Origin of the sequence: Sulfuritalea sp. (genome assembly GCF_031426875.1) — a bacterium.
Taxonomy (GTDB): Bacteria; Pseudomonadota; Gammaproteobacteria; order Burkholderiales; family Rhodocyclaceae; genus Sulfuritalea.
Genome location: NZ_JASJPC010000008.1, coordinates 68,687 through 88,018 on the forward strand (window position 1 = coordinate 68,687; position 19,332 = coordinate 88,018).

A 19,332-nucleotide genomic window follows, 5' to 3' on the forward strand; every position below is an offset into this window, starting at 1 on the left:
GCGACTTTGATACGGAAATTCTTGATGGGTGCCGTCGCGGCAATGCTGGTCACCGCCGGCGGCATGGCACAGGCGCAGCAAGTGACGCGGATGAAAATCCAGACGGCGGTTCCGACCGCGAGCATCTACTTCGACTTGATGAAACGCTTCGGCGAACGCGTGGACAAGATGTCCAACGGCCGCATCAAGATGGAGATCCTGCCCGACGGCGCAGTGGTCAACGCCTTCGAGATCCTCGACGCGGTGGACAAGGGCGTGGTCGACGGCGGCTTCGCCTGGACGCACTACTGGTCGGGCAAGAACAGTGCGGCGGCCCTGTTCTCGAATCCGGCCGCGGGCTCCGGCACCGGCATGGACCAGATCTCGCACATGGCCTGGCTGTCGCAGGGCGGCGGCAATGCCCTCTACGAAAAGCTCTACGAACAGGGCCTGAAGATGAACATCAAGCCCTTCATGATGCAACCGATGGGTCCCGATCCCTTCGGCTGGTTCAAGACGCCGATCAACTCGATCGCCGACATGAAGAAAATGAAATACCGCTCGCCTCCCGGATTGACGGGCGAGGTTTTCAAGGAAATGGGCATCACCGCGGTGGCCATGCCGGGCGGCGAGATCGTTCCGGCCGCACAGCGCGGCGTGATCGACGCGGCCGAATGGATCGGTCCGGCGGACGACATGATTCTCGGCTTCCATAACGTGTTCAAGCATTACTACCTGCAGGGTCTGCATCAGTCGTCGGACATCGGCGAGATACTGATCAACAAGACGGTCTGGAACAAGCTGCCGGCGGACCTGAAGGCGGTGGTCGAGGGCGCCGTGATGGCGACTATCACCGAAACCTACGCCTTCAATGTGGATCGCAACGCGAAGGCGCTGGAGAAGCTGCAGAAGGATCACAAGGTCATCGTGCATGACACGCCGAAGGAGTTCTTCGCCGCCTTCCTCAAGGCAACCAACATCGTGTATGACCGCGAGGCGGCGCGCAATCCCTTGTTCAAGGAAGTTCTGGAATCGCAACGCGCCTATGCCAAGGTCGTGGTGCCTTACTGGACCAAGATCAACGGCCTGTATTACGGTCTCGGCGCCGAAGCAGTCGCCCACAAATAGTCGCCGCCAAGCGCGATCATGGCGGTGCGCGGCGGAAGCCGTGCACCGCATTCAACCTGCTGGAATACGCTTGGATACAGGACTCATGACCGGACATCCCTCAAAACTGCTGCGCATCGCGCACGCGCTCGATCCGATCGCCATCTGGACCGGAAAGCTCACCGCATGGCTGATCATCCCGATGGTGCTGTCGCTGGTCTATGAAGTCGTGGCGCGCTACGTCTTCGATTCGCCGACGCTGTGGGCCTACGACATGACCTTCATGCTCTATGGCGCCTTCTTCATGCTGGGATCGGCCTATACGCTGCAGCGCAAAGGGCACATCCGCACCGATTCGCTCTACGGCGGTTGGTCGCCGCGCACCCAGGGCATCGTCGATGCGGTTTGCTATATCGTGATGTTCATGCCCTTCGCCGCGATATTCCTGTGGTTCGGCTGGAGTTACTTTCTCAAGGCATTCATGACCGGCGAACGCTTCGTCAGCAGTCCCTGGATGCCGATCACCTGGCCCTTCAAGATGGCCATGCCCCTGACCGGATTGCTGCTGGCGATCCAGGGCGTCTCAGAATTCTGCAAGAGCCTCGATGCCGCGATAAGCGGACGCTGGCCGGAAGGCGCCGGACAGACCGGCCTCGGCAGGGAGGCGACATGAGCAACGAAATTTTCGGGCTGCTGGCCCTGGTGGCCCTGTTCGGCATCATTTTCATCGGCTTTCCGATCGCCTTCACGCTGGGCGCCGTGGCGCTCGGCGCCGGCTTCATCGCGTATGGGCCGATGGTGTTCGATCTCGCGGTGCTGCAGACCTTCTCGGTGATGAAGGACACCGTGCTGGCCTCGATTCCCTTCTTTCTGTTCATGGGCTTCCTGCTCGAACAGTCCGGCCTGATGGAGCGCATGTTCACTGGCATACAGCAGTTGCTGGCCGGGCTGCGCGGCTCGCTTTACCTGGCGGTGCTGATCACGGCGACGATTTTCGCGGCGGCCACGGGCATCGTCGGCTCGGCGGTGACCCTGCTCGGCGTCATGGCCGGGCCGGCGATGATCAAGAGCGGCTACGACACCAGGCTCAGCGCCGGGGCGATCGCCGCCGGCGGCACGCTGGGCATACTGATCCCGCCCTCGGTGATGCTGATCGTCATGGGGCCGGTGGTCGGGGTGCCGGCGACGGACCTGTTCGCCGCGGCGGTGATCCCGGGCCTGCTGCTGTCCACCATCTTCACCATGTGGTGCCTGGTGCGCTGCTGGCTCAATCCGGCGCTCGGCCCCGCGCTGCCGCCGGAAATGCGCGCCAGCTCGATGGCAGCGGTGGTGCGCGACCTGGTGATCGGCGTCGTGCCGGTGATCGTGGTGATCATCGCCACGCTGGGCGTGATCCTGATGGGCATCGCGACGCCGACCGACGCCGGCGCGGTGGGCTGCGCCGCCGTGTTCATCCTGACGCTGCTCTCCCGGCGCATGACAATGGCGAAGATACGCCGCTCGGCCTACCAGACGCTCGAGGTATCGAGCATGATCCTGATGCTGGTCACCGCATCGAACCTGTTCGGCGCGGTGTTCTCGCGCCTGGGCAGCGCCGAGTATCTGGCCAGCCTGCTGACCAGCCTGGCCCTGCCGCCGACGCTGATGCTGATCGTGATCCTGGGCCTGATCTTCATCCTCGGCTGGCCGCTGGAATGGGTGCCCATCGTGCTCATCGTGGTGCCCATCGTGCTGCCCATCGTCCAGGCGCTGAACATCGACCTGATCTGGTTCTGCACCCTGGTCGCGATGACGCTGCAGACCGCCTGGCTTTCACCGCCGGTGGCGCTGTCCGCCTATTTCCTCAAGGGCGTGGTGCCGCAATGGGAACTCAAGGATATCTACGCCGGCATGGTCCAGTTCATGGTCCTGCAACTCGTGGGAGTCGGCCTGGTGCTGGCATTTCCGCAATTGGCAACCTGGCTGGTCACCCGCAATTAGAACCGGAGAGACTCCAACATGCTAGCCAAAGACGTCATGACAACGGCGATCCTCACCGTGACACCCGATACGGATGTGGGGGAGATCGCCCGCACTCTGCTCGATGCCCACATCAGCGCAGTTCCCGTGATCGCCCAGGACGGCAACCTGGTCGGCATCGTCAGCGAAGGCGACCTGCTGCACCGCGCCGAGGCGGAAACGCGCCGCCGTCCGTCATGGTGGTTGCGCCTGCTGGCAACTCCGGAGGAATCGTCGGAGCGCTACTTGCGGGAATTCGGCCGGCGTGCGCGCGATGTGATGACCCGCGACGTGATTACCGTCGAGCCTGATACCCCGCTCACCGAAATCGCCGCCATGCTCGAAAAATTCCACATCAAGCGCGTGCCGGTGATGGAGCACGGCAAACTCGTCGGCATCGTCAGTCGCGCCAATCTGCTGCGCGGCGTGGCGACGTGGCAAAAGCCCAGCGATGTCCGCATCGAGGACTCGGCCCTGCGCAGCTTGTTGCTGAAGGCGCTGAGCGAAGCCGACCTGCCGATGCACCTGGTCAATGTCACGGTCACCGACGGCGCGGTGGAGCTTTGGGGCGTGGTGGACTCGGAGCTGCAGATCGAGGCGGCACGCGCCGCGGCGGAAGCCACGGTCGGCGTGCTGCGGCTGGAAAACCACCTGGTCCGGAAACGCTGACCACGCGGGTGGCGCCGAAATCCCTGCGCAAGGCGAAACGCTGTGCTGGGATAGACTTCGGCGTCACCACCCGCCGGCAAGGATCGGGTAACGGGGAAAAATCCACCGAGGAGACGGGACATCAAGCGAAGCAAGGCCCTGACGGGTCAATATCACACGGCGGCATGGGTCGAGTCCGGTGCGGATGAGTCGCAGGAAGGCGTGGATGAGGAAACGAGCGAGGACATCCGGCGCCTGCGGCCGCTGACCGTCCTCGAACACCTGAGCGAAGCGTCGCAGCCGCTGACCCTGGCGCAGCTGGCAAGCATGATGCGGGTGCCGAAAAGCACCCTGATGCGGCTTTTGCGGGCGATGGAAGCGCAGGGCTATCTGCTGCACATGCCGGCCGAACGCGGCTATGTGCCGGGAACCCGCTCGACCACCCTGGCCCTGCGGATGCTGCGCGGCTCCAACATCCGGCGCGACTGCCGGGCGGTTCTGCGCAACCTGGTCCGCTCGCTCGGCGAAACCTGCAACCTGACCGTACCGGATGCCGGCCGCGTACTCTATGTGGAACGCATAGACACGACGGCGCCGCTGCGCATGCATCTGCAGCCCGGCATCTGGGTGCCGATGCATTGCACGGCCAGCGGCAAGCTGTTTCTCGCGTCGATGCCGCTGCTGGAAAGGCGCGGCATCCTGGACCAGATGCCGCTGCCGCGACATTCGCCGCGCACCATCACCGAGCGCCGTGAACTTGACGCGGAACTGGATCGAATCGCCCGCCGCGGGGTGGGCATAGACAACGAGGAGTTCGTCCTGGGCATGGTCGCCGTGGCAGTGCCGGTGCGAGGCGAGGACGGCAAGCTGGTGGCGGCGGTTGCCTGTCACGCGCCGACGGCACGCCGCTCGCTGGATGAACTGCTGAACTGCGTTCCGGAGTTGCGCACGGCGGCCAATGCCATGCAGCGAATCCTGTGCCCGGCAAAATACTGACCGTGCGCGGCAAGGACTGAACGTCCAAATCTGTTGATCTTCCAATCGCCACGCAGCAGACTCGCGGGATAATCCGGGTTTGCCGCCGAATGGAAGTTCCGATGTTTGCGCATGACGCCTGTTGCCCTTTTGCTCGGTCAGTCCCGGCCGGTTTGCAGTGACGCGACTCATCCTCGCCCTCATGTGGCTGCTGCACTGGCTGCCGCTGCCCGTGCTGGCGGTCTTCGGCCGCGTGCTCGGCCTGGTCTTGTATGTTCTGGTGCGCGAGCGGCGGCAGGTCACCCTGACCAACCTGGGCCTGTGCTTTCCGCAGCTATCGCCGGCCGAAAAGTCGACGCTGGCGCGCCGCCACCTGATGGCATTCGGCCGCAGCTTCCTCGAACTCGGGCTCTGGTGGTGGGCCTCGCCGGCGCGCATGCGGCGCCTGGTGCGGCTCGAAGGCGCCGAGAAGCTCGCCGCCTACAAGGGCCGCCCGGTGATCCTGCTGGTGCCGCATTTCGTCGGCATCGACGCCGGCGGCATGCGCCTGGCGCTGGAACTGGAGCGGGGACTGGTGGCGATTTACACCCACCAGAAGAACCGCGTCTTCGAGGCGGCGATGAACAAGGGCCGCTGCCGCTTCGGCAACTTCGAGATGGTGTCGCGCCAGGAAGGCACCCGCCGCGCGCTCAAGGCGGTGAAGGCCGGCCGCGTTTTCCATTACTCGCCGGATATGGATTACGGCCCCAAGGAGTCGGTCTTCGTGCCCTTCTTCGGCGTGTCGACGGCCACCATCACCGGCCTGTCCCGCCTGGCCCGACTGACCGGGGCGACCGTGATCCCGCTGGTGACGCGCATGGAGAACCGGGGTTGGCAAACTCGCTACGTCGCCACGGTCGGCGAACCCTGGGCGGACTTTCCCGGCGCCGGCGAGCTTGCGGACGCGCGCCGGCTGAATACCTTCATCGAAGCCGAGGTGCTGCGCTCGCCGGAACAGTATTACTGGCTGCACAAACGCTTCAAGACGCGGCCGCCGGGCGAAAAAGGGCTTTATTGACCCCTCAATTGCCGAAAGTTGGCGCTGGCGACACGGCGTATGCTCCGCCCATGAAGATACGCTTCACCAAGATGCACGGCCTCGGCAACGATTTCGTCGTGCTCGACGCCATCAACCAGGACTTCGTGCCGACGCCGGCGCAGGCGCGCTGGCTCGCCGACCGGCACTTCGGCGTCGGCTGCGACCAGATCCTGGTGGTCGAGCGCGCCAGCGCGCCCGGTGTCGATTTCCGTTACCGCATTTTCAATGCCGACGGCGGCGAGGTCGAGCAATGCGGCAATGGCGCGCGCTGCTTCGTGCGCTTCGTGCATGAGCAGGGACTGACGAGCGCGCGCGCGATCCGCGTCGAGACCCAGTCCGGCCTGATCACGCCGCGGCTGGAAGCCGACGGCCAGGTCACCGTCGATATGGGCGTGCCGCGCTTCCTGCCGGCCGAGATTCCCTTCGACAGCCCATTGAGGGAAATGAGCGATGCCGTGGTGCAGCCGCTCGACGTGAACGGTACGCAGATCGACATCAGCGTGGTCTCGATGGGCAACCCGCATGCGGTGCAGGTGGTGGCCGACGTCGACGTCGCGCCGGTGGCGACGCAGGGCCCGCTGATCGAAACCCACCCGCGCTTTCCGCGCCGGGTCAATGCCGGTTTCATGCAGATCGTGGACCGCCACGCGATCCGCCTGCGCGTCTATGAACGCGGCGCCGGCGAAACCCTGGCCTGCGGCACCGGCGCCTGCGCTGCCGTGGTGGCCGGCATCCGCCGCGGCCTGCTAGATACTCCGGTGCGCGTCGCGACGCGCGGCGGCGAACTGTCGATCGCCTGGGCCGGCAGCGCCGCCGACGGCGCCCACCCGGTCCTGATGACCGGCCCGGCGACCACCGTATTCAACGCAGAAATCGAACTCCCGAACAACCTCACAGAAAGCTGATATGAAATCGGAAGACGTCGCCCGCTATCTCCACGATCACCCGGAATTCTTCGACCAGTATGCCGACCTGCTGACCCTGGTCACGCTGCCCGATCCGCACAGCGGACGCGCCATCTCGATCACCGAAAAGCAGCTGTTCAACCTGCGCGACAAGGTGCGCACCCTCGAATCGAAACTGGTCGAGCTGATCAGCTTCGGCGAGGAGAACGACGTCATTTCCGACAAGGTGCATGGCCTGGCGGTGGCCCTGATCGCCGCCGGCGACCTGGCCGGCGTGGTGCGTGCGCTGTATTCGCATCTGGGCGGCGCCTTCGCCGTGCCGCATGTCACGCTGCGGCTATGGGGCATCGGGTCCGGCGACGGGAATGAATTCGCCGCCGTGGCGGATGGCGTCAGGGACTTTGCCGCGCGCCTGCAGCAACCCTACTGCGGCACGACGAAGGAACAGCAGGCGCTGGCCTGGTTCGGCGATGCCGCGGCGAATCTGCGTTCGATGACCCAGTTGCCGCTGCGCGACGCCGCCGGCAACTGCTTCGGCCTGCTGGTGATGGCCAGCGACGAGCCGGACCGCTTCTATCCGGAGCTCGGCACGCTCTACCTGGAACGCATCGGCGCCATGGCCGCGGCGGCCCTGCTCAGAGTCGCCGCCTGAGGCAATGGACGGTTCGGTCGAGCAGTTTCTCGCCGAACTGGCCCTGCAACGCCGCGCCAGCCCGCATACCATCGCCGCCTATCGCCGCGACCTGGAGCGCCTGACGGCGCTGGCCGGCGAACTCGCACCGGCGGCGCTGCAAACACCGCAGCTCAGGCGCGGCCTGATGCAATTGCATGCCCGGGAACTCGCGCCGCGCTCCATCGCCCGCACCCTCTCGGCCTGGCGCAGCTACTACAGCTGGCTGGCGCGACGCGGCGCCATAGCGCTGAATCCCGCGGCCGGCCTGCGCGCGCCGAAACGCCCGCGCAGCCTGCCCAAGGCGCTGGGCATCGACCAGGCGGCGGCCCTGCTCGACCGCCCGGCCGCGAGCGAGACCCGCGACCCGCTGCAACTGCGCGACGCCGCGATGTTCGAACTGCTGTATTCCTCCGGCCTGCGCCTGTCCGAACTGGTGAGCCTCGACTGGCCCGGCGGGCTCGATCTGGGCGCCGGCGAAGTCACCGTCACCGGCAAGCGCGAAAAGACGCGCAAGGTGCCGGTCGGTGACCAGGCGCTCGCCGCCTTGCGGGCGTGGCTGGCGCTGCGCCCGCAATTCGCGCCGGACGACCAGCCGGCGCTGTTCACCGGCCGCCACGGCACCCGGCTGACGGCACGCCAGGTGCAAAGCCGCCTCGCGCAATGGGCGCAACGCCAGGGCGTCGGCGTCCATGTACATCCGCACATGCTGCGCCATTCCTTCGCCTCGCATGTGCTGCAAAGCTCGGGCGACCTGCGCGCAGTGCAGGAAATGCTCGGCCACGCCAGCATCGCGGCGACGCAGATCTATACCCATCTCGACTTCCAGCATCTGGCGAAGATCTACGACGCCGCCCATCCGCGCGCGAAGAAGGCCTGAAAAGTCCTCGCGCGCCGGGCCGGCGGGCCGGCGCGCCGGTCTACAATGCAGGCCCAGCCCCATTCACGCATCCCGCCCTGCCATGTCCCTGCGAATCGGAATCAACGGCTACGGCCGCATCGGCCGCTGCTTTCTGCGCGCGCTGCAGGAATCCTCCCTGCGCGACCAGCTCTGCGTGGTGGCCATCAACGAGCCGGCCGACATCGAAAGCATGGCCTACCTGACGCGCTTCGATTCGACCCACGGCCGCTTCCCCGGCAAGGTCGAGGTATGCGGCGAAACGCTGTGCATCGACGAGTGGTGCATTCAGGTGTCGCATGCCCGCACGCCGCAGGAAGTGGACTGGCGCGCGCTCGATCTCGACCTGCTGGTCGAGGCTTCCGGACAATATGCAAGCCGCCGCGAGCTCGATGCCTTTCTCGACGCCGGCTGCCCGCGCATCCTGCTCTCGCACCCGGGGCACAGCGCCGAAGACGTCGATCGCACCATCGTCTTCGGCAGCAACCACGAAACCCTGACGGGAAACGAGCGCATCGTCTCCGCCGCGTCCTGCACCACCAATGCCATCGTTCCCGTGCTGGCGATGCTCGACGCCGCCTGCGGCATCGAGCACGCCATGATGACCACGCTGCATTCGGTGATGAACGACCAGCCGCCGATCGACGGCTATCACCATGCCGACCTGCGCCGCACGCGGTCCTCGATGCAGTCGATCATCCCGGTCGCCACCGGGCTGGCGCGCGGCGTCGCACGCCTGCTGCCGCAGCTGGCCGACCGGGTCGAGGCCAAGTCGATCCGCGTGCCGGTGACCAATGTCTCGGCCATCGACCTGGTGGCGACGCTGACGCGCCCCGGCACGGTCGCCGGGATCAACGCCAGCCTGCGCCGCGCCGTCGATCAGGGTTTCCCCGGGCAGATCGCCTACACCGAGGAAGCCCATGCCTCGGTCGACTTCAACCACAGCCCGCATTCGGCGATCATCGATGCCAGCCAGACGCGCATGAGCGGGCCGCAACTGGTGAATCTGCTGATCTGGTTCGACAACGAATGGGGCTTCGCCAACCGCATGCTCGAACTGGCCGCCTTCTGGGGGCGCCGCATGCCGCCGGCAGACGCGGTTGCGCCAAGCGCGCGCCGTCCCGCCAGCGCCAACTCTCGAATCCGGCCCGGCCGGGTCAGCCGCCCGCCAGCGCGCGCAGCCCGAGCAGCACGGCCATGCCGGCGATGAAGGGCAGCCAGGGATTGCGCGACAGCAGCGCGGCGGCAACGGCGGCGATGACGCCGGCGAGCTTGGGATTCAGCGGCGCGAAATCGCCGCCGGCCACCAGCACGTCGGGCACCACGATGGCCGCCAGCGCCGCCGCCGGCGCATAGCGCAGCGCGCGCTGCACCACCGAAGGCAGGCGCACGCGGCCGCCGAGAACGATGAAGCTGGCCCGCGGCAGCGTCGTCGCCAGCCCGATCAGCACAAACGTCAGCCACAGCGTCAGTTCTTCGCTCATGCCTTTTCTCCCTTGGCATGCCAATGCTCGGCGGCAAAGCCGGCGAGGATGCCGACCACGATGGCGACGATCAGCCCCAGGCGCAGCGGCATGCCGCGCAGGAGCACCGCCGTGGCGCCGCTGCTCACAGCGGCGACCAGCATCGGCCGCTGCCTCGCCAGCGGGACCAGCAGCACCAGCAGGGCGATGGTGGCCATGAATTCCAGCGACCAGTGCTTCGGGATCGAGCCGGCGGCGAGCACCCCGACCAGGGCAAACGCCTGCCATAGCGCCCAGGACCAGAGCGAGGGCGCCAGGTAGTAGCCGAGCCGCCAGCGCGGGTCCTCGACCGTGAGCATCTTCTCCAGGCAGCAGGCGAACACGCCGTCGGTCAGCAGATGGCCGGCGAACCAGCGCCGCGGCGTATCGACGCCGCGAAAGCCCTCGGCGATGGCGGCGCTGAAAATGATGAAGCGCAGATTCAGCGCCAGCGCCGTGACCACGATCAGCCACAGCGGCGCGCCGATCCCGATCAGCGGCAGCGTGCCGAGCTGGGCGGTGCCGGCGAAGACGATGAGGTTCATGCCCATCGCCTGCGTCGGCGTGAAGCCGGTGCTGATCATGGCCATGCCGGTGACCATGGCCCAGGGAATCAGGCCCACCGACATGGGCAGGAAGCTGCGGAAGCCCTCGCGGGCGCCGGCGCGGAAAAATGAACTTGGCATGAAGGGGAAGCGGTAACGAGTCCCCTGCATTGTATGAAGATTCGCCGCCGGCCCGCCAGCGCAGACTTTTACTCACTGCCACCGCACCTAACGCCGATCCGGTTGACTTTGGCGACTCGTGCTGCTCTGTCTTTTGACGAACTGGTTTCGCACGACTGGCCGCAGCAAGCTGCCTTGAACTATCGGTAACATACTGTTATTGCTAATCTATAAAGCTTGAGTTATATTTATGCGTAAATTTACTCATAAATATCACCATGCTTGATTTCCAACGTTCCCATCTGAAGGTTTTGGTCCAGCGATTGGCGGAACCTGCCTATCGATTGGTGGTGGTAACAGGACCGCGTCAGGTGGGAAAAACAACCCTCGTGCGGGCAGCGCTACGGAATTTCGAGCACAGCAAATACGTCAGTGCCGATGCGACCGAAGAGCCAAGCTTCGCTGCATTTTCCATGTCCCCGGATGAAACCATGGAATCGCCAGGCGTTCGCCGGGATGCAACCTGGTTGGTTCGCGTATGGCAGGAAGCCCGGTTGCTGGCGAAGCAGGCGTACGAAAACGGCTTCATTCTGGCGATCGACGAAATTCAGGCCATTCCGCAGTGGTCGGAGGTGATCAAGGGACTTTGGGATGCAGACCGTTTGGCGGGGCTCGATCTGCGCGTGGTGCTGCTGGGATCTTCTCCACTTTTAGTGCAGAAGGGCCTGAGGGAGAGTCTTGCCGGGCGGTTCGAGCCGATTCCCATGGTCAGCCACTGGAGCTATCCAGAAATGCACGATGCTTTCGGGCTTTCGCTTGACGACTATCTCTACTTCGGCGGCTACCCCGGCAGCGCGAGCTGGGTCAGGGACGAACCACGCTGGCGAAATTATGTGCTGGAGGCCTTGATCCATCCTGCCATCAGCAAGGACATCCTCCTGTTGAATCGGGTCGACAAGCCTGCTCTGTTAAGCCAGTTATTCCAACTTGGCTGCGAGTACTCTGGCCAAATCCTGGCCCTGAGCAAGATGGCGCCGCATCTTCAGGACGATGGTGAAAAAGCTCATACGGCAACGCTGTCCCACTACCTGGAATTGATGACCCAGGCCGGCTTGCTGACCGGCCTGCAGAAATATACGGGAAGCAAACTAAGGCGGCGTGGATCGAGTCCGAAGCTGCTGGTCCTGAATACCGCCATGATGTCCCTGGCCAATGGCGCGGACTTTGTCGCCGCCCGGCAGGACCGTACTCACTGGGGCCGCTTGGTGGAAAGTGCGGTCGGAGCCCATCTGTTCAACACCGGCGTTCCCGACTGCCAGCTGTACTACTGGTCGGAAGCTTCCGACGAGGTTGATTTCGTCCTGGCCCGAGGGCGGCTGCTGACGGCAATCGAGGTCAAGAGCGGCCGCAAGCGCGCCCATGTGCGCGGCTTCGATGCCTTCGAGAATGCCTTTGGCCAATGTCGCAGGCTGGTTGTGGGCGAAGGTGGCATTTCCTTGCCGGAGTTCTTCTCGTTCCCGGCCGAACATTGGTTGCCGGAAAAGCCGTGAATTGCCATCTGGTTCCCCGCACCTGTACTTATTACGACGGAGCGGGCAGCCATTCGCTACCCCTGTCCGATCTGCGCTCCCTGCATGCCTACGTGCTGCTGGGGGAACCCGGAGCCGGCAAATCCTCCGCGTTCGAACAGGAAACGGAGAAATGCGAAGGAACGCTAATTCGTGCGCGTGAATTCATCGAACTGCCGATCGCTCAGGAATGGCGGCACAAGACCCTGTTTATCGACGGTCTCGATGAAATGCGCGCGGGTTCAGAGGATGGCCGCAAACCACTCGACGCCATTCGCCGCCGTCTCGCCGAATTGGATACGCCACCATTCCGTATCTCCTGTCGCGAGGCCGACTGGCTAGGCGACAGCGACCGGGTCGCGCTCGAATACCTGGCGGGTGACGCAGGCCTGCGGGTAGTGCATCTGGACGATCTGGATCGGACTGCACGTCTCTCCATCTTGCAAAACAGAGGCGTTACCGATGCCGAGGACTTTCTGCGTCGTGCCGACGAACAGCGCTTGGGCGATCTGCTGGGAAATCCGCTGACCCTGAAACTACTCGCTGACACTGTCGGCAACGGCACGTCCTGGCCAGAAACTCGGGCAGACCTCTACCGCCTGGCCTGCGAACATCTCGTACAGGAACCGAATCCGGAGCATCGCGCCGCAAAACGCGGCAAGGTTGTTCCCGATGCCGAACTGCTGAATGCGGCGGGGGAACTTTGCGCAATCCTGCTTCTTTCGGGGCGGGAGGGTGTCGCGCTCGATGTAGGCAATGCCAACGCCGCCCACCCCGCACTGGCGCAACTGTCCGTCACGGACGCGGATAAATCGCAGCGGGCGGTGCAGACACGGCTATTCGTCGCCGATGGGCAAGACAACCATCGCCGCCCCATACATCGGACGTTTGCGGAGTATCTGGCAGCACGCCATCTGGCTCAGCGCATTCAGGTGCGCGGACTGCCGTTGAGCCGTGTATTGGCTTGGATGGGTAACAGCGACGGAGGTGTCGTAGCGGGGCTACGGGGCCTGCACGCCTGGCTGGCCGTGCATTGTCCAGCCTGTCGCGACACACTGATCGAGCGCGACCCGTTGGGCGTCCTGCTCTATGGCGACGCGGCCGGTTTTGCGACTGCCGATCGATTGAAGGTATTGCGGGCATTGGAGCAGGAAGCGCGACGCTATCCATGGTTCCGCAATGTCGATTGGCGCAGTTCCCCGTTTGGTGCGCTGGGCAAGCCGGATATGGCAGACGCTCTGCGGCCTTATCTCGATTCACCATCCCGCGACAAAGGCAGTCAGGCTTTTCTCGATTGCGTACTCGCGGCGCTGATTCACGGAGAGGCAATTCCTGAACTGACGCCGTCGCTCTGGGCCATCGTGCATGACGCGAGCTACTGGCCTGACCTACGAGGCCATGCTCTGGAAGCTTGGCGGCGTTCGAACCAAGACGTGCAATTCCTGCTGGAACTCCTGGAAGAAATTCGCCAAAACGCGGTCGAGGATACGGATGACGAACTTCTGGGCTACCTCCTGACTGAGCTGTATCCAACTTTCATCGATCCAAAGCGGATCGTCGCTTTTCTACATCCACCGAAGCGCCAATCGTTTATCGGCACCTACGTCTATTTCTGGGAACATCAGGTAGTCGCCCGTACGCCCGTGGAACAATTGCCGCATCTGCTGGATTCCGTGGCGGCAACTGGGTTGCCATCGGACGAGTCCCGCGACTTCTTGCTTCTGGAAGCAATCGGCGAACTGGTCATCATGACTTTGGAGCGATTGGTGCACGAGCCCGAAGTGCAGCGCCTTGCTGCGTGGCTGGACATAGGGCTTGATAAGTATCGAAGTTCACGACTGGACGTCAAGCATTCCGCACGGATCGGCGCGTGGCTCACCGCTCACCCCGAGTCCTATCAAGCCTTGATTCTCCATGCCGTCCAGCAGTGCCCGAGCGACGACCAGTTGCAACATCAGATATTCGACCGCGAGGCGCGTCTTTACGACGCGGCAGCGCCGGAAGGATTCGATGTGTGGTGTTTCGCTCAAGCCGAGTCCCAGGTGTCCGATGTACGGGCCAAATACTTTTTCGACAAGGCGGTTCAATCGTTAGTTTTCAAGTCCGGCTGGGAGCATGTGAACATTGATGGCCTCCTTTCCTGGTGCGCGACCCGACCGCGCTTTCAAGCTTGGCTCGATGCTTGGCTATATCAGGAAATACCTGAATGGAGGCTCCGCAACGCGGAACGAAGGCTGAATCGAGACGAAACCGACAAGGCTAAGCGCGCCGACTGGCTACGACATCTGCGTAAGCATATCGATGCAATCCGGGAAGGCACTGCACCCTCTGGCGTACTTTATGATTTGGCTCGGGTCCACCAAGGTACGCTCTTCGGGACCAAGGAAGGTTCGCCGCTTGAGCGCATGGAAAGACTGTTCGAAGGAGATACCTCCCTGACCCAAGCAACCCTGCTCGGCCTGCGTCGCTGCGTAACGCGCGGCAATCTACCGACGATGGCCGAGGTATTGGACCTGGCCCGGAAAGGACACTGGCACTACATCCGCCTTCCTTGCCTCGTCGGTATGGAACTGCTCCACCAAGACGATCCGCAAGACATCCTCGCGCTTGGCGACGGTGTATTGATGCGGATGCTGGTGTTCCGCTTTACCTACGATGAAGGCGATCAATCGGGTTGGCTTGGTTTGTTGCTGCTGGAACGGCCCACTTTGGTGGCCGATGCTTTGGTCGCCTACGCGACACCAATGTTCAAGGCAGGCCATGAGCATATCTCTTATCTGCATGCCCTTGCCCGCGATGCGGATTGGGCGAGAGTTGCCGCCTTCGCGGCACCTCGCCTGTTGCAGGCATTGCCGTATCGGATGAAAAAGAATCAAGGACGCCAGCTCGAAAATCTGTTGATGGCGGCCTTGCGTCATGCGCGTCCAATCCTGCTGCCGCTGCTGGAAGCGCGCTTGGAACTCCGCAGCTTGGACGCCGGACAACGGGTAATGCTACTGGCGTGCGCCACGCTGATCGACCCGAATCGTCACGCCGAAGCCCTTGAAGCTTATGTGGGAAGCAGCCAGACCAAGGCTGCCGTGCTGAGGTCATTCCTCCGTCCGCGCTGGGGAGAACAAGCCGCTCATGACGAATTACCGGAAAACCTGCTTCATCTGTTTCTCCGTATGTTGGGACCCACAGCCTCACCCCAACAAATGCATCTCGATGGGTGGGTCAGTCCGGATCAAGAAACCGCGAGATACGTCGGCCACCTGATTTCGCAATTGGGTGGCCGGCCTGGCTTGCCTGCCCGGCAGGCTCTGGAATCCCTGATGCACGACAAGCGCGTAAGCGCGTGGCAAAGCGAGCTTCGCCATGCCGTTGAATCCCAGCGCGTCGTCAGCCGCGAGGCTGCCTATCGGGCACCGGACGCAACGGCCCTGGCGGAAGCACTGAAAGACGGCAAGCCGGCGAATTCCGCCGATCTGGCGGCGCTGGTGGTCGAGCATCTGCACGAAATCGGCAAAGTCCTACGTCACGGCGACACCAACGGCTACCGCCACTTCTGGATCGACAAAACGCCTGCGCAACCGGCACTGGAAAACGAGTGTCGAAACTACCTGCTTGACCTGCTGCGACCAAGACTCTTGCCCATGAACATCGAGGCCCAACCGGAAGCCTATTTCGCAGACGAGAAGCGCGCCGACATCAAAGTCTCTTATCGCTCGGGGCGCTGGATCGTGCCGGTCGAAATCAAGCGCGACTGCAACTCAAACGTCTGGCGTGCGGTGGGCAATCAACTGGCCCGCTACGCCCAGGACCCGGCGGCCGACGGTTACGGCATATATGCAGTGCTCTGGTTTGGTGGCAAAGGCATGCCCTTACCACCGTCGGGCACCAGACCTCGAACTGCAGCCGATGTAGAGCGGGAACTGAACGCCATCCTGACGCCGCTTGAGCGGATTCATATAGGCGTCGTGGTGCTGGACGTAAGTCTGTAGGCACGATTAGATCAGCAGGCAACAAAATGCGGCCGGCAGCGATCATATGCCGGCCGTTCGTTGAACGAATCAGCGCGCCGCTGGTTTGTAGATCTGGTCGAAGCTGCCGCCGTCGGCGAAGTGGGTCTTCTGCGCCTTCTGCCATCCGCCGAAGACTTCGTCGATGGTGATCAGCTTGACCGGGGCGAAGGTCTTGGCGTACTTCGCCGCGACCTTCTTGTCGATCGGCCGGTAGTAGTTGCGGCCGGCGATGTCCCGGCCTTCCTCGGAATACAGGTAGTGCAGGTAGGCTTCGGCCACCTCGCGCGTGCCGTGCTTGTCGACATATTTGTCGACCACGGTGACCGGCGGCTCGATCAGAATGGACAAGGACGGCACGACGATTTCCACCCCGGGTCTACCACCGTGCGGGCCGAGTTCCTTGACCACCAGGTAGACTTCGTTTCCCCAGGCCAGCGGCACGTCGCCTAGTCGGAGCGTAGGCAACGTTGAGCAGGCTGAGGTCGGCGGCCTGTGCGCCCAGCGAAATGCCGAGCAGGGCCGCGAGTAGCGTGGAGCGGATCATGAGTGTTGCCTCTATCGGTTGGGATGGAGGAACTCTAGCGATTGCCGACCGCGAAGCGAACCAAGAATTTGCGGATTGGATATTCCCGACTTTGCTATGGGTCGACGCTGCGGCCGTTCAGGTTTGCGGCAGATGGCCTTCGGCAAGGGCGGCGCGATACACCTTCAATGCCACGTGCGCGTCATCGGCGGCGTAGAGCATCTGGCGCTCGGTCAGCCGCGGATGGGCCCAGTTGGAGGTGGTGGTGCGCTTGGATTTCTGCATGCGCCGGCCGAGGTAGCGGGCGACGGCCGTTTTCGCCCCCAGAGTCTGCCGCGGTTGGTCGGAGGGCAGCGCGCGCGAAAGATCGAGTACATGCTGCGCCTCGATGCCGAGGCGCGCCCGCAACTGCGCCAGATCGCTGCCGAGACCGAAGCCCACTTTCAGGATGCGCCGCGATTCGAGGATTTCCTGCAGGCCGTGGTGATGCAGGTGGTGCTCCATCTGCACCCTGACCGGAAACAGATAGACGCGGTCCGCCGTCGCCAGTTGAATCAGGTGCGGCCCGGTCGACACCTCGCCCTTGGCGAAGGTCGGCTTGGCCTCGGTGTCGAAGCCGAGCACGGTCTCCGCCAGCAACAGCCGACAGGCATCGGCCGCGGCCGCCGGCGCATCGACCAGCACCACGTCGGCGATGGCGATGCCCTGATAGGGCGGCAATTCGGCAAGCAGGCCTGTGTCGGGGAGAGTGTCCAAGGTGTCGTGTGCGGTTGAGCGGGTCGGCGCGGCAGGGCAGCACCGTCGGATTGGCCGCTGGAACCGGATTGCGGCGGCGTTTTGGTGGGATCGAAGTCTATAGGATCATGGCCGCAACTCGGTTTACAATTGCAGGCTTCAACGTGTACGAGTTCCCGGGCATGTCCGAAACTGCATTCTGCTACCACTGTCGTCAGCATCATCCGAAGACGGAGATGCGCCAGATCGAGACCAAGGCCGGCAAGCGCTGGCGCTGCATCCGCAGCATCGAGGCCACGCGCCAGGGCCAGGCCGCGCGCGAAGCCTACGGCCGCCAGGTTTCCGAGATGAACAAGTCCGAGGCGCAAAGCCGGGCGCGACTGTCCAAGCCGATCGTCGTCTGACGGCGGCCCCGCCCGCATCGGCCGACCATGATGCTGCGCGGGTTTGTCCTCCTCCTGCCGGCCCTGCTCGCCGCCTGCGCGCCACTGCCATCGGGCCAGGGGCGCGGCGCGCTGTGGCAGCCTTCGCCGAACTTCGACCAGCGCCGGCCGAATTTCGTCATCCTGCACCAGACCACCAATGACAATGTCGAACGGGCGCTGGCGACGCTGACCGACCCAGAGCGCCGCGTCAGCGCCCACTACCTGATCGGCCGCGACGGCACCGTCATGCAACTGGTCGATGAGGCCGCCCGCGCCTGGCATGCCGGCGAATCCCGCTGGGGCGGCATGAGCGATCTCAACTCGGCCTCGATCGGCATCGAACTCGACAACACCGGCGAGGAGGAATTCGCCGAGCCGCAGATCCTCGCCCTGCTGGCGCTGCTCGACGAACTGCGCAGGCGCCATGCCATCCCGGCGGCCAACTATCTGGCGCACGGCGATGTGGCGCCGACGCGCAAGGTCGATCCGAGCCGCCGCTTCCCCTGGCGAAGACTCGCCGCGCAGGGCTTCGGCCTCTGGTGCGACGCGCCGCCGGCGACGGCCCCGGCCGGCTTCGATGCGCTGCTCGGCCTGCAGGCGCTGGGTTATGACGTCGCCGTCCCCGCCGCCGCGCGCGCGGCCTTCCGCCGCCACTTCCTGGCGCAGGATGCCGAGTCCGAACTGGCGCCCGACGAGCAGGCCTTGCTGCACTGCCTGCTGCAGCAGAAACTGCGGCCGCAAGCCCGTGGCCCGGCCGCCCCCGCCGCACTGGAGTGAAGCCGTGACCCGGACCCGCTACGCCGACATTGCCGCCTACCTCACCAAGGATGGCTCTGAGATCCGCGAACTCATGCATCCCGCCGTGCACGGCAACCGACTGCAAAGCCTGGCCGAAGCCAGCGTCGCGCCGGGCCGGCGCACGCGCCTGCATCGCCATGCGCTGAGCGAGGAGCTGTACCACGTCACCTCGGGCAGCGGCCTCATGACCCTGGGCGACACCCGCTTCAAAGTTGGCGCTGGCGATACGGTGCTGATCCCGCCCGGCACGCCGCATTGCATCGAAGCCGGCGGCGCCGAAGTCCTGACCATCCTCTGCTGCTGCAGCCCGCCCTATGCGCACGAGGATACCGAGTTGCTGGAGGCGGACTGATGGCGCCACGCACGGCCGCCCGAAGGCGCGCCAGTCGTCACCCGGAGCCGCGCCGCGGCGAACCATTGTCACCCCCTCGCTTGGCGAGGGGGCTGGGGGGAGGGTAGTCCAGTGGCGGGCAACCTGTTCGCCGACCTGCCGCCCGCGACAGCGCAAACCGCCGAGCGCTTCGACACCCTGCTGGCGCGGCCCGGACTGCGCATCGAGCGCATCGTGTCCACCGGCCAGGCCAGCCCGCCGGGCTTCTGGTACCGGCAGGAAGATGCCGAATGGGTGGCGCTGCTGGGCGGCGAAGCCCTGCTGCGCTTCGAGGACGAAGCCGAGGCGCGGCACTTGCGCGCCGGCGACTGGCTGTACATCGCCCCGCAGCGGCGCCACCGCGTGGACTGGACCGCAGAAGAAACGCCGACGGTCTGGCTGGCCGTGCATCACACCGGCGACTGATTCGGCGCCAGACTCAAGAGTTGGCGCTGGCGCTACGGCGCCGCGCCTGGACTAGTAC

General features: G+C 64.4%; 19 protein-coding genes and 1 pseudogene. 16 read left to right on the plus strand and 4 right to left on the minus strand.

Going from position 1 to position 19,332, the window contains the following annotated elements:
- The first annotated feature begins 24 nt into the window (after positions 1 to 24).
- The 10 genes from RMO95_RS03875 (at position 25) to RMO95_RS03920 (ending at position 9,468) form a co-directional block, all read left to right on the plus strand.
- Positions 25 to 1,107: a TRAP transporter substrate-binding protein gene (locus RMO95_RS03875; RefSeq protein ID WP_310449278.1), complete on the plus strand. Its 1,083-nt coding sequence runs from the start codon at positions 25 to 27 to the stop codon at positions 1,105 to 1,107.
- An 85-nt stretch (positions 1,108 to 1,192) separates the two neighbouring features.
- Positions 1,193 to 1,759, plus strand: coding sequence for a TRAP transporter small permease subunit (locus RMO95_RS03880; RefSeq protein ID WP_310449279.1), 567 nt, complete (start codon positions 1,193 to 1,195; stop codon positions 1,757 to 1,759).
- Positions 1,756 to 3,066 (plus strand): TRAP transporter large permease subunit, encoded by a 1,311-nt coding sequence (locus RMO95_RS03885; RefSeq protein ID WP_310449280.1) that lies wholly within the window; start codon positions 1,756 to 1,758, stop codon positions 3,064 to 3,066. The genes RMO95_RS03880 and RMO95_RS03885 overlap by 4 nt, the downstream gene beginning before the upstream one ends.
- Before the next feature lie 18 nt (positions 3,067 to 3,084).
- The gene (locus RMO95_RS03890; RefSeq protein ID WP_310449281.1) at positions 3,085 to 3,753 is read left to right on the plus strand and encodes a CBS domain-containing protein; all 669 of its coding nucleotides are present in this window, start codon (positions 3,085 to 3,087) and stop codon (positions 3,751 to 3,753) included.
- Positions 3,754 to 3,954: 201 nt separating this feature from the next.
- A complete protein-coding gene (locus RMO95_RS03895) occupies positions 3,955 to 4,728 on the plus strand; it encodes an IclR family transcriptional regulator (protein ID WP_310449282.1) in 774 nt (257 codons plus the stop codon).
- A gap of 157 nt (positions 4,729 to 4,885) precedes the next feature.
- Positions 4,886 to 5,764 (plus strand): lipid A biosynthesis acyltransferase, encoded by an 879-nt coding sequence (locus RMO95_RS03900; RefSeq protein WP_310449283.1) that lies wholly within the window; start codon positions 4,886 to 4,888, stop codon positions 5,762 to 5,764.
- 50 nt (positions 5,765 to 5,814) lie between these two features.
- A complete protein-coding gene (gene dapF / locus RMO95_RS03905; RefSeq protein ID WP_310449284.1) occupies positions 5,815 to 6,690 on the plus strand; it encodes a diaminopimelate epimerase in 876 nt (291 codons plus the stop codon).
- A 1-nt stretch (position 6,691) separates the two neighbouring features.
- Positions 6,692 to 7,342, plus strand: a complete 651-nt coding sequence (locus RMO95_RS03910; protein WP_310449285.1) for a DUF484 family protein — start codon at positions 6,692 to 6,694, stop codon at positions 7,340 to 7,342.
- Positions 7,343 to 7,346: 4 nt separating this feature from the next.
- On the plus strand, positions 7,347 to 8,240 hold the full coding sequence (gene xerC, locus RMO95_RS03915; protein WP_310449286.1) for a tyrosine recombinase XerC: 894 nt from the start codon (positions 7,347 to 7,349) through the stop codon (positions 8,238 to 8,240).
- Positions 8,241 to 8,322: 82 nt separating this feature from the next.
- Positions 8,323 to 9,468, plus strand: coding sequence for a type I glyceraldehyde-3-phosphate dehydrogenase (locus RMO95_RS03920; protein WP_310449287.1), 1,146 nt, complete (start codon positions 8,323 to 8,325; stop codon positions 9,466 to 9,468).
- On the opposite strand, the gene RMO95_RS03925 is transcribed toward RMO95_RS03920, so the two are convergent.
- Both RMO95_RS03925 and RMO95_RS03930 read right to left on the minus strand, forming a co-directional pair.
- The gene (locus tag RMO95_RS03925) at positions 9,416 to 9,742 is read right to left on the minus strand and encodes an AzlD domain-containing protein (protein ID WP_310449288.1); all 327 of its coding nucleotides are present in this window, start codon (positions 9,740 to 9,742) and stop codon (positions 9,416 to 9,418) included. The two genes, RMO95_RS03920 and RMO95_RS03925, sit on opposite strands and share 53 nt — an antisense overlap.
- Entirely contained in the window at positions 9,739 to 10,446 is a 708-nt protein-coding gene (locus RMO95_RS03930) for an AzlC family ABC transporter permease (protein WP_310449289.1), read from the minus strand. Before RMO95_RS03930 ends, RMO95_RS03925 begins: the two co-directional genes overlap by 4 nt.
- A gap of 257 nt (positions 10,447 to 10,703) precedes the next feature.
- Between RMO95_RS03930 and RMO95_RS03935 the strand changes: the two genes are divergently transcribed.
- Positions 10,704 to 11,975, plus strand: coding sequence for an ATP-binding protein (locus RMO95_RS03935; protein ID WP_310449290.1), 1,272 nt, complete (start codon positions 10,704 to 10,706; stop codon positions 11,973 to 11,975).
- Positions 11,954 to 15,976 carry a hypothetical protein gene (locus tag RMO95_RS03940; RefSeq protein ID WP_310449291.1) on the plus strand — a complete coding sequence of 1,341 codons (4,023 nt, stop codon included), beginning with the start codon at positions 11,954 to 11,956 and terminating at the stop codon, positions 15,974 to 15,976. Before RMO95_RS03935 ends, RMO95_RS03940 begins: the two co-directional genes overlap by 22 nt.
- Before the next feature lie 69 nt (positions 15,977 to 16,045).
- Here the strand turns inward: RMO95_RS03940 and RMO95_RS03945 are convergent.
- Positions 16,046 to 16,447 (minus strand): annotated as a pseudogene (locus RMO95_RS03945) (substrate-binding domain-containing protein); the annotation flags it as partial.
- 211 nt (positions 16,448 to 16,658) lie between these two features.
- Complete coding sequence (locus RMO95_RS03950) at positions 16,659 to 17,276, minus strand: 3'-5' exonuclease (protein ID WP_310449292.1); 618 nt, start codon at positions 17,274 to 17,276, stop codon at positions 16,659 to 16,661.
- Positions 17,277 to 17,437: 161 nt separating this feature from the next.
- Here RMO95_RS03950 and RMO95_RS03955 point away from each other — a divergent pair, with 161 nt between their 5' ends.
- From RMO95_RS03955 to RMO95_RS03970, 4 genes are all read left to right on the plus strand, one after another.
- A complete protein-coding gene (locus RMO95_RS03955; protein ID WP_310449293.1) occupies positions 17,438 to 17,659 on the plus strand; it encodes a hypothetical protein in 222 nt (73 codons plus the stop codon).
- Between the two features lie 27 nt (positions 17,660 to 17,686).
- Positions 17,687 to 18,457 carry an N-acetylmuramoyl-L-alanine amidase gene (locus RMO95_RS03960; protein WP_310449294.1) on the plus strand — a complete coding sequence of 257 codons (771 nt, stop codon included), beginning with the start codon at positions 17,687 to 17,689 and terminating at the stop codon, positions 18,455 to 18,457.
- 4 nt (positions 18,458 to 18,461) lie between these two features.
- Positions 18,462 to 18,830 carry a cupin domain-containing protein gene (locus tag RMO95_RS03965; RefSeq protein ID WP_310449295.1) on the plus strand — a complete coding sequence of 123 codons (369 nt, stop codon included), beginning with the start codon at positions 18,462 to 18,464 and terminating at the stop codon, positions 18,828 to 18,830.
- Between the two features lie 111 nt (positions 18,831 to 18,941).
- Complete coding sequence (locus tag RMO95_RS03970) at positions 18,942 to 19,274, plus strand: cupin domain-containing protein (RefSeq protein ID WP_310449296.1); 333 nt, start codon at positions 18,942 to 18,944, stop codon at positions 19,272 to 19,274.
- Positions 19,275 to 19,332: the final 58 nt, after the last annotated feature.

Excerpts from the sequence above, each read along its gene's own strand:
- xerC (WP_310449286.1), top strand. The coding sequence starts at position 7,347 with ATGGACGGTTCGGTCGAGCAGTTTCTCGCCGAACTGGCCCTGCAACGC.
- RMO95_RS03930 (WP_310449289.1), bottom strand. The coding sequence starts at position 10,446 with ATGCCAAGTTCATTTTTCCGCGCCGGCGCCCGCGAGGGCTTCCGCAGC.
- RMO95_RS03880 (WP_310449279.1), top strand. The coding sequence starts at position 1,193 with ATGACCGGACATCCCTCAAAACTGCTGCGCATCGCGCACGCGCTCGAT.
- RMO95_RS03885 (WP_310449280.1), top strand. The coding sequence starts at position 1,756 with ATGAGCAACGAAATTTTCGGGCTGCTGGCCCTGGTGGCCCTGTTCGGC.
- RMO95_RS03920 (WP_310449287.1), top strand. The coding sequence starts at position 8,323 with ATGTCCCTGCGAATCGGAATCAACGGCTACGGCCGCATCGGCCGCTGC.
- RMO95_RS03935 (WP_310449290.1), top strand. The coding sequence starts at position 10,704 with ATGCTTGATTTCCAACGTTCCCATCTGAAGGTTTTGGTCCAGCGATTG.
- RMO95_RS03960 (WP_310449294.1), top strand. The coding sequence starts at position 17,687 with ATGATGCTGCGCGGGTTTGTCCTCCTCCTGCCGGCCCTGCTCGCCGCC.
- RMO95_RS03890 (WP_310449281.1), top strand. The coding sequence starts at position 3,085 with ATGCTAGCCAAAGACGTCATGACAACGGCGATCCTCACCGTGACACCC.
- dapF (WP_310449284.1), top strand. The coding sequence starts at position 5,815 with ATGAAGATACGCTTCACCAAGATGCACGGCCTCGGCAACGATTTCGTC.
- RMO95_RS03925 (WP_310449288.1), bottom strand. The coding sequence starts at position 9,742 with ATGAGCGAAGAACTGACGCTGTGGCTGACGTTTGTGCTGATCGGGCTG.
- RMO95_RS03910 (WP_310449285.1), top strand. The coding sequence starts at position 6,692 with ATGAAATCGGAAGACGTCGCCCGCTATCTCCACGATCACCCGGAATTC.
- RMO95_RS03875 (WP_310449278.1), top strand. The coding sequence starts at position 25 with ATGGGTGCCGTCGCGGCAATGCTGGTCACCGCCGGCGGCATGGCACAG.
- RMO95_RS03955 (WP_310449293.1), top strand. The coding sequence starts at position 17,438 with ATGTCCGAAACTGCATTCTGCTACCACTGTCGTCAGCATCATCCGAAG.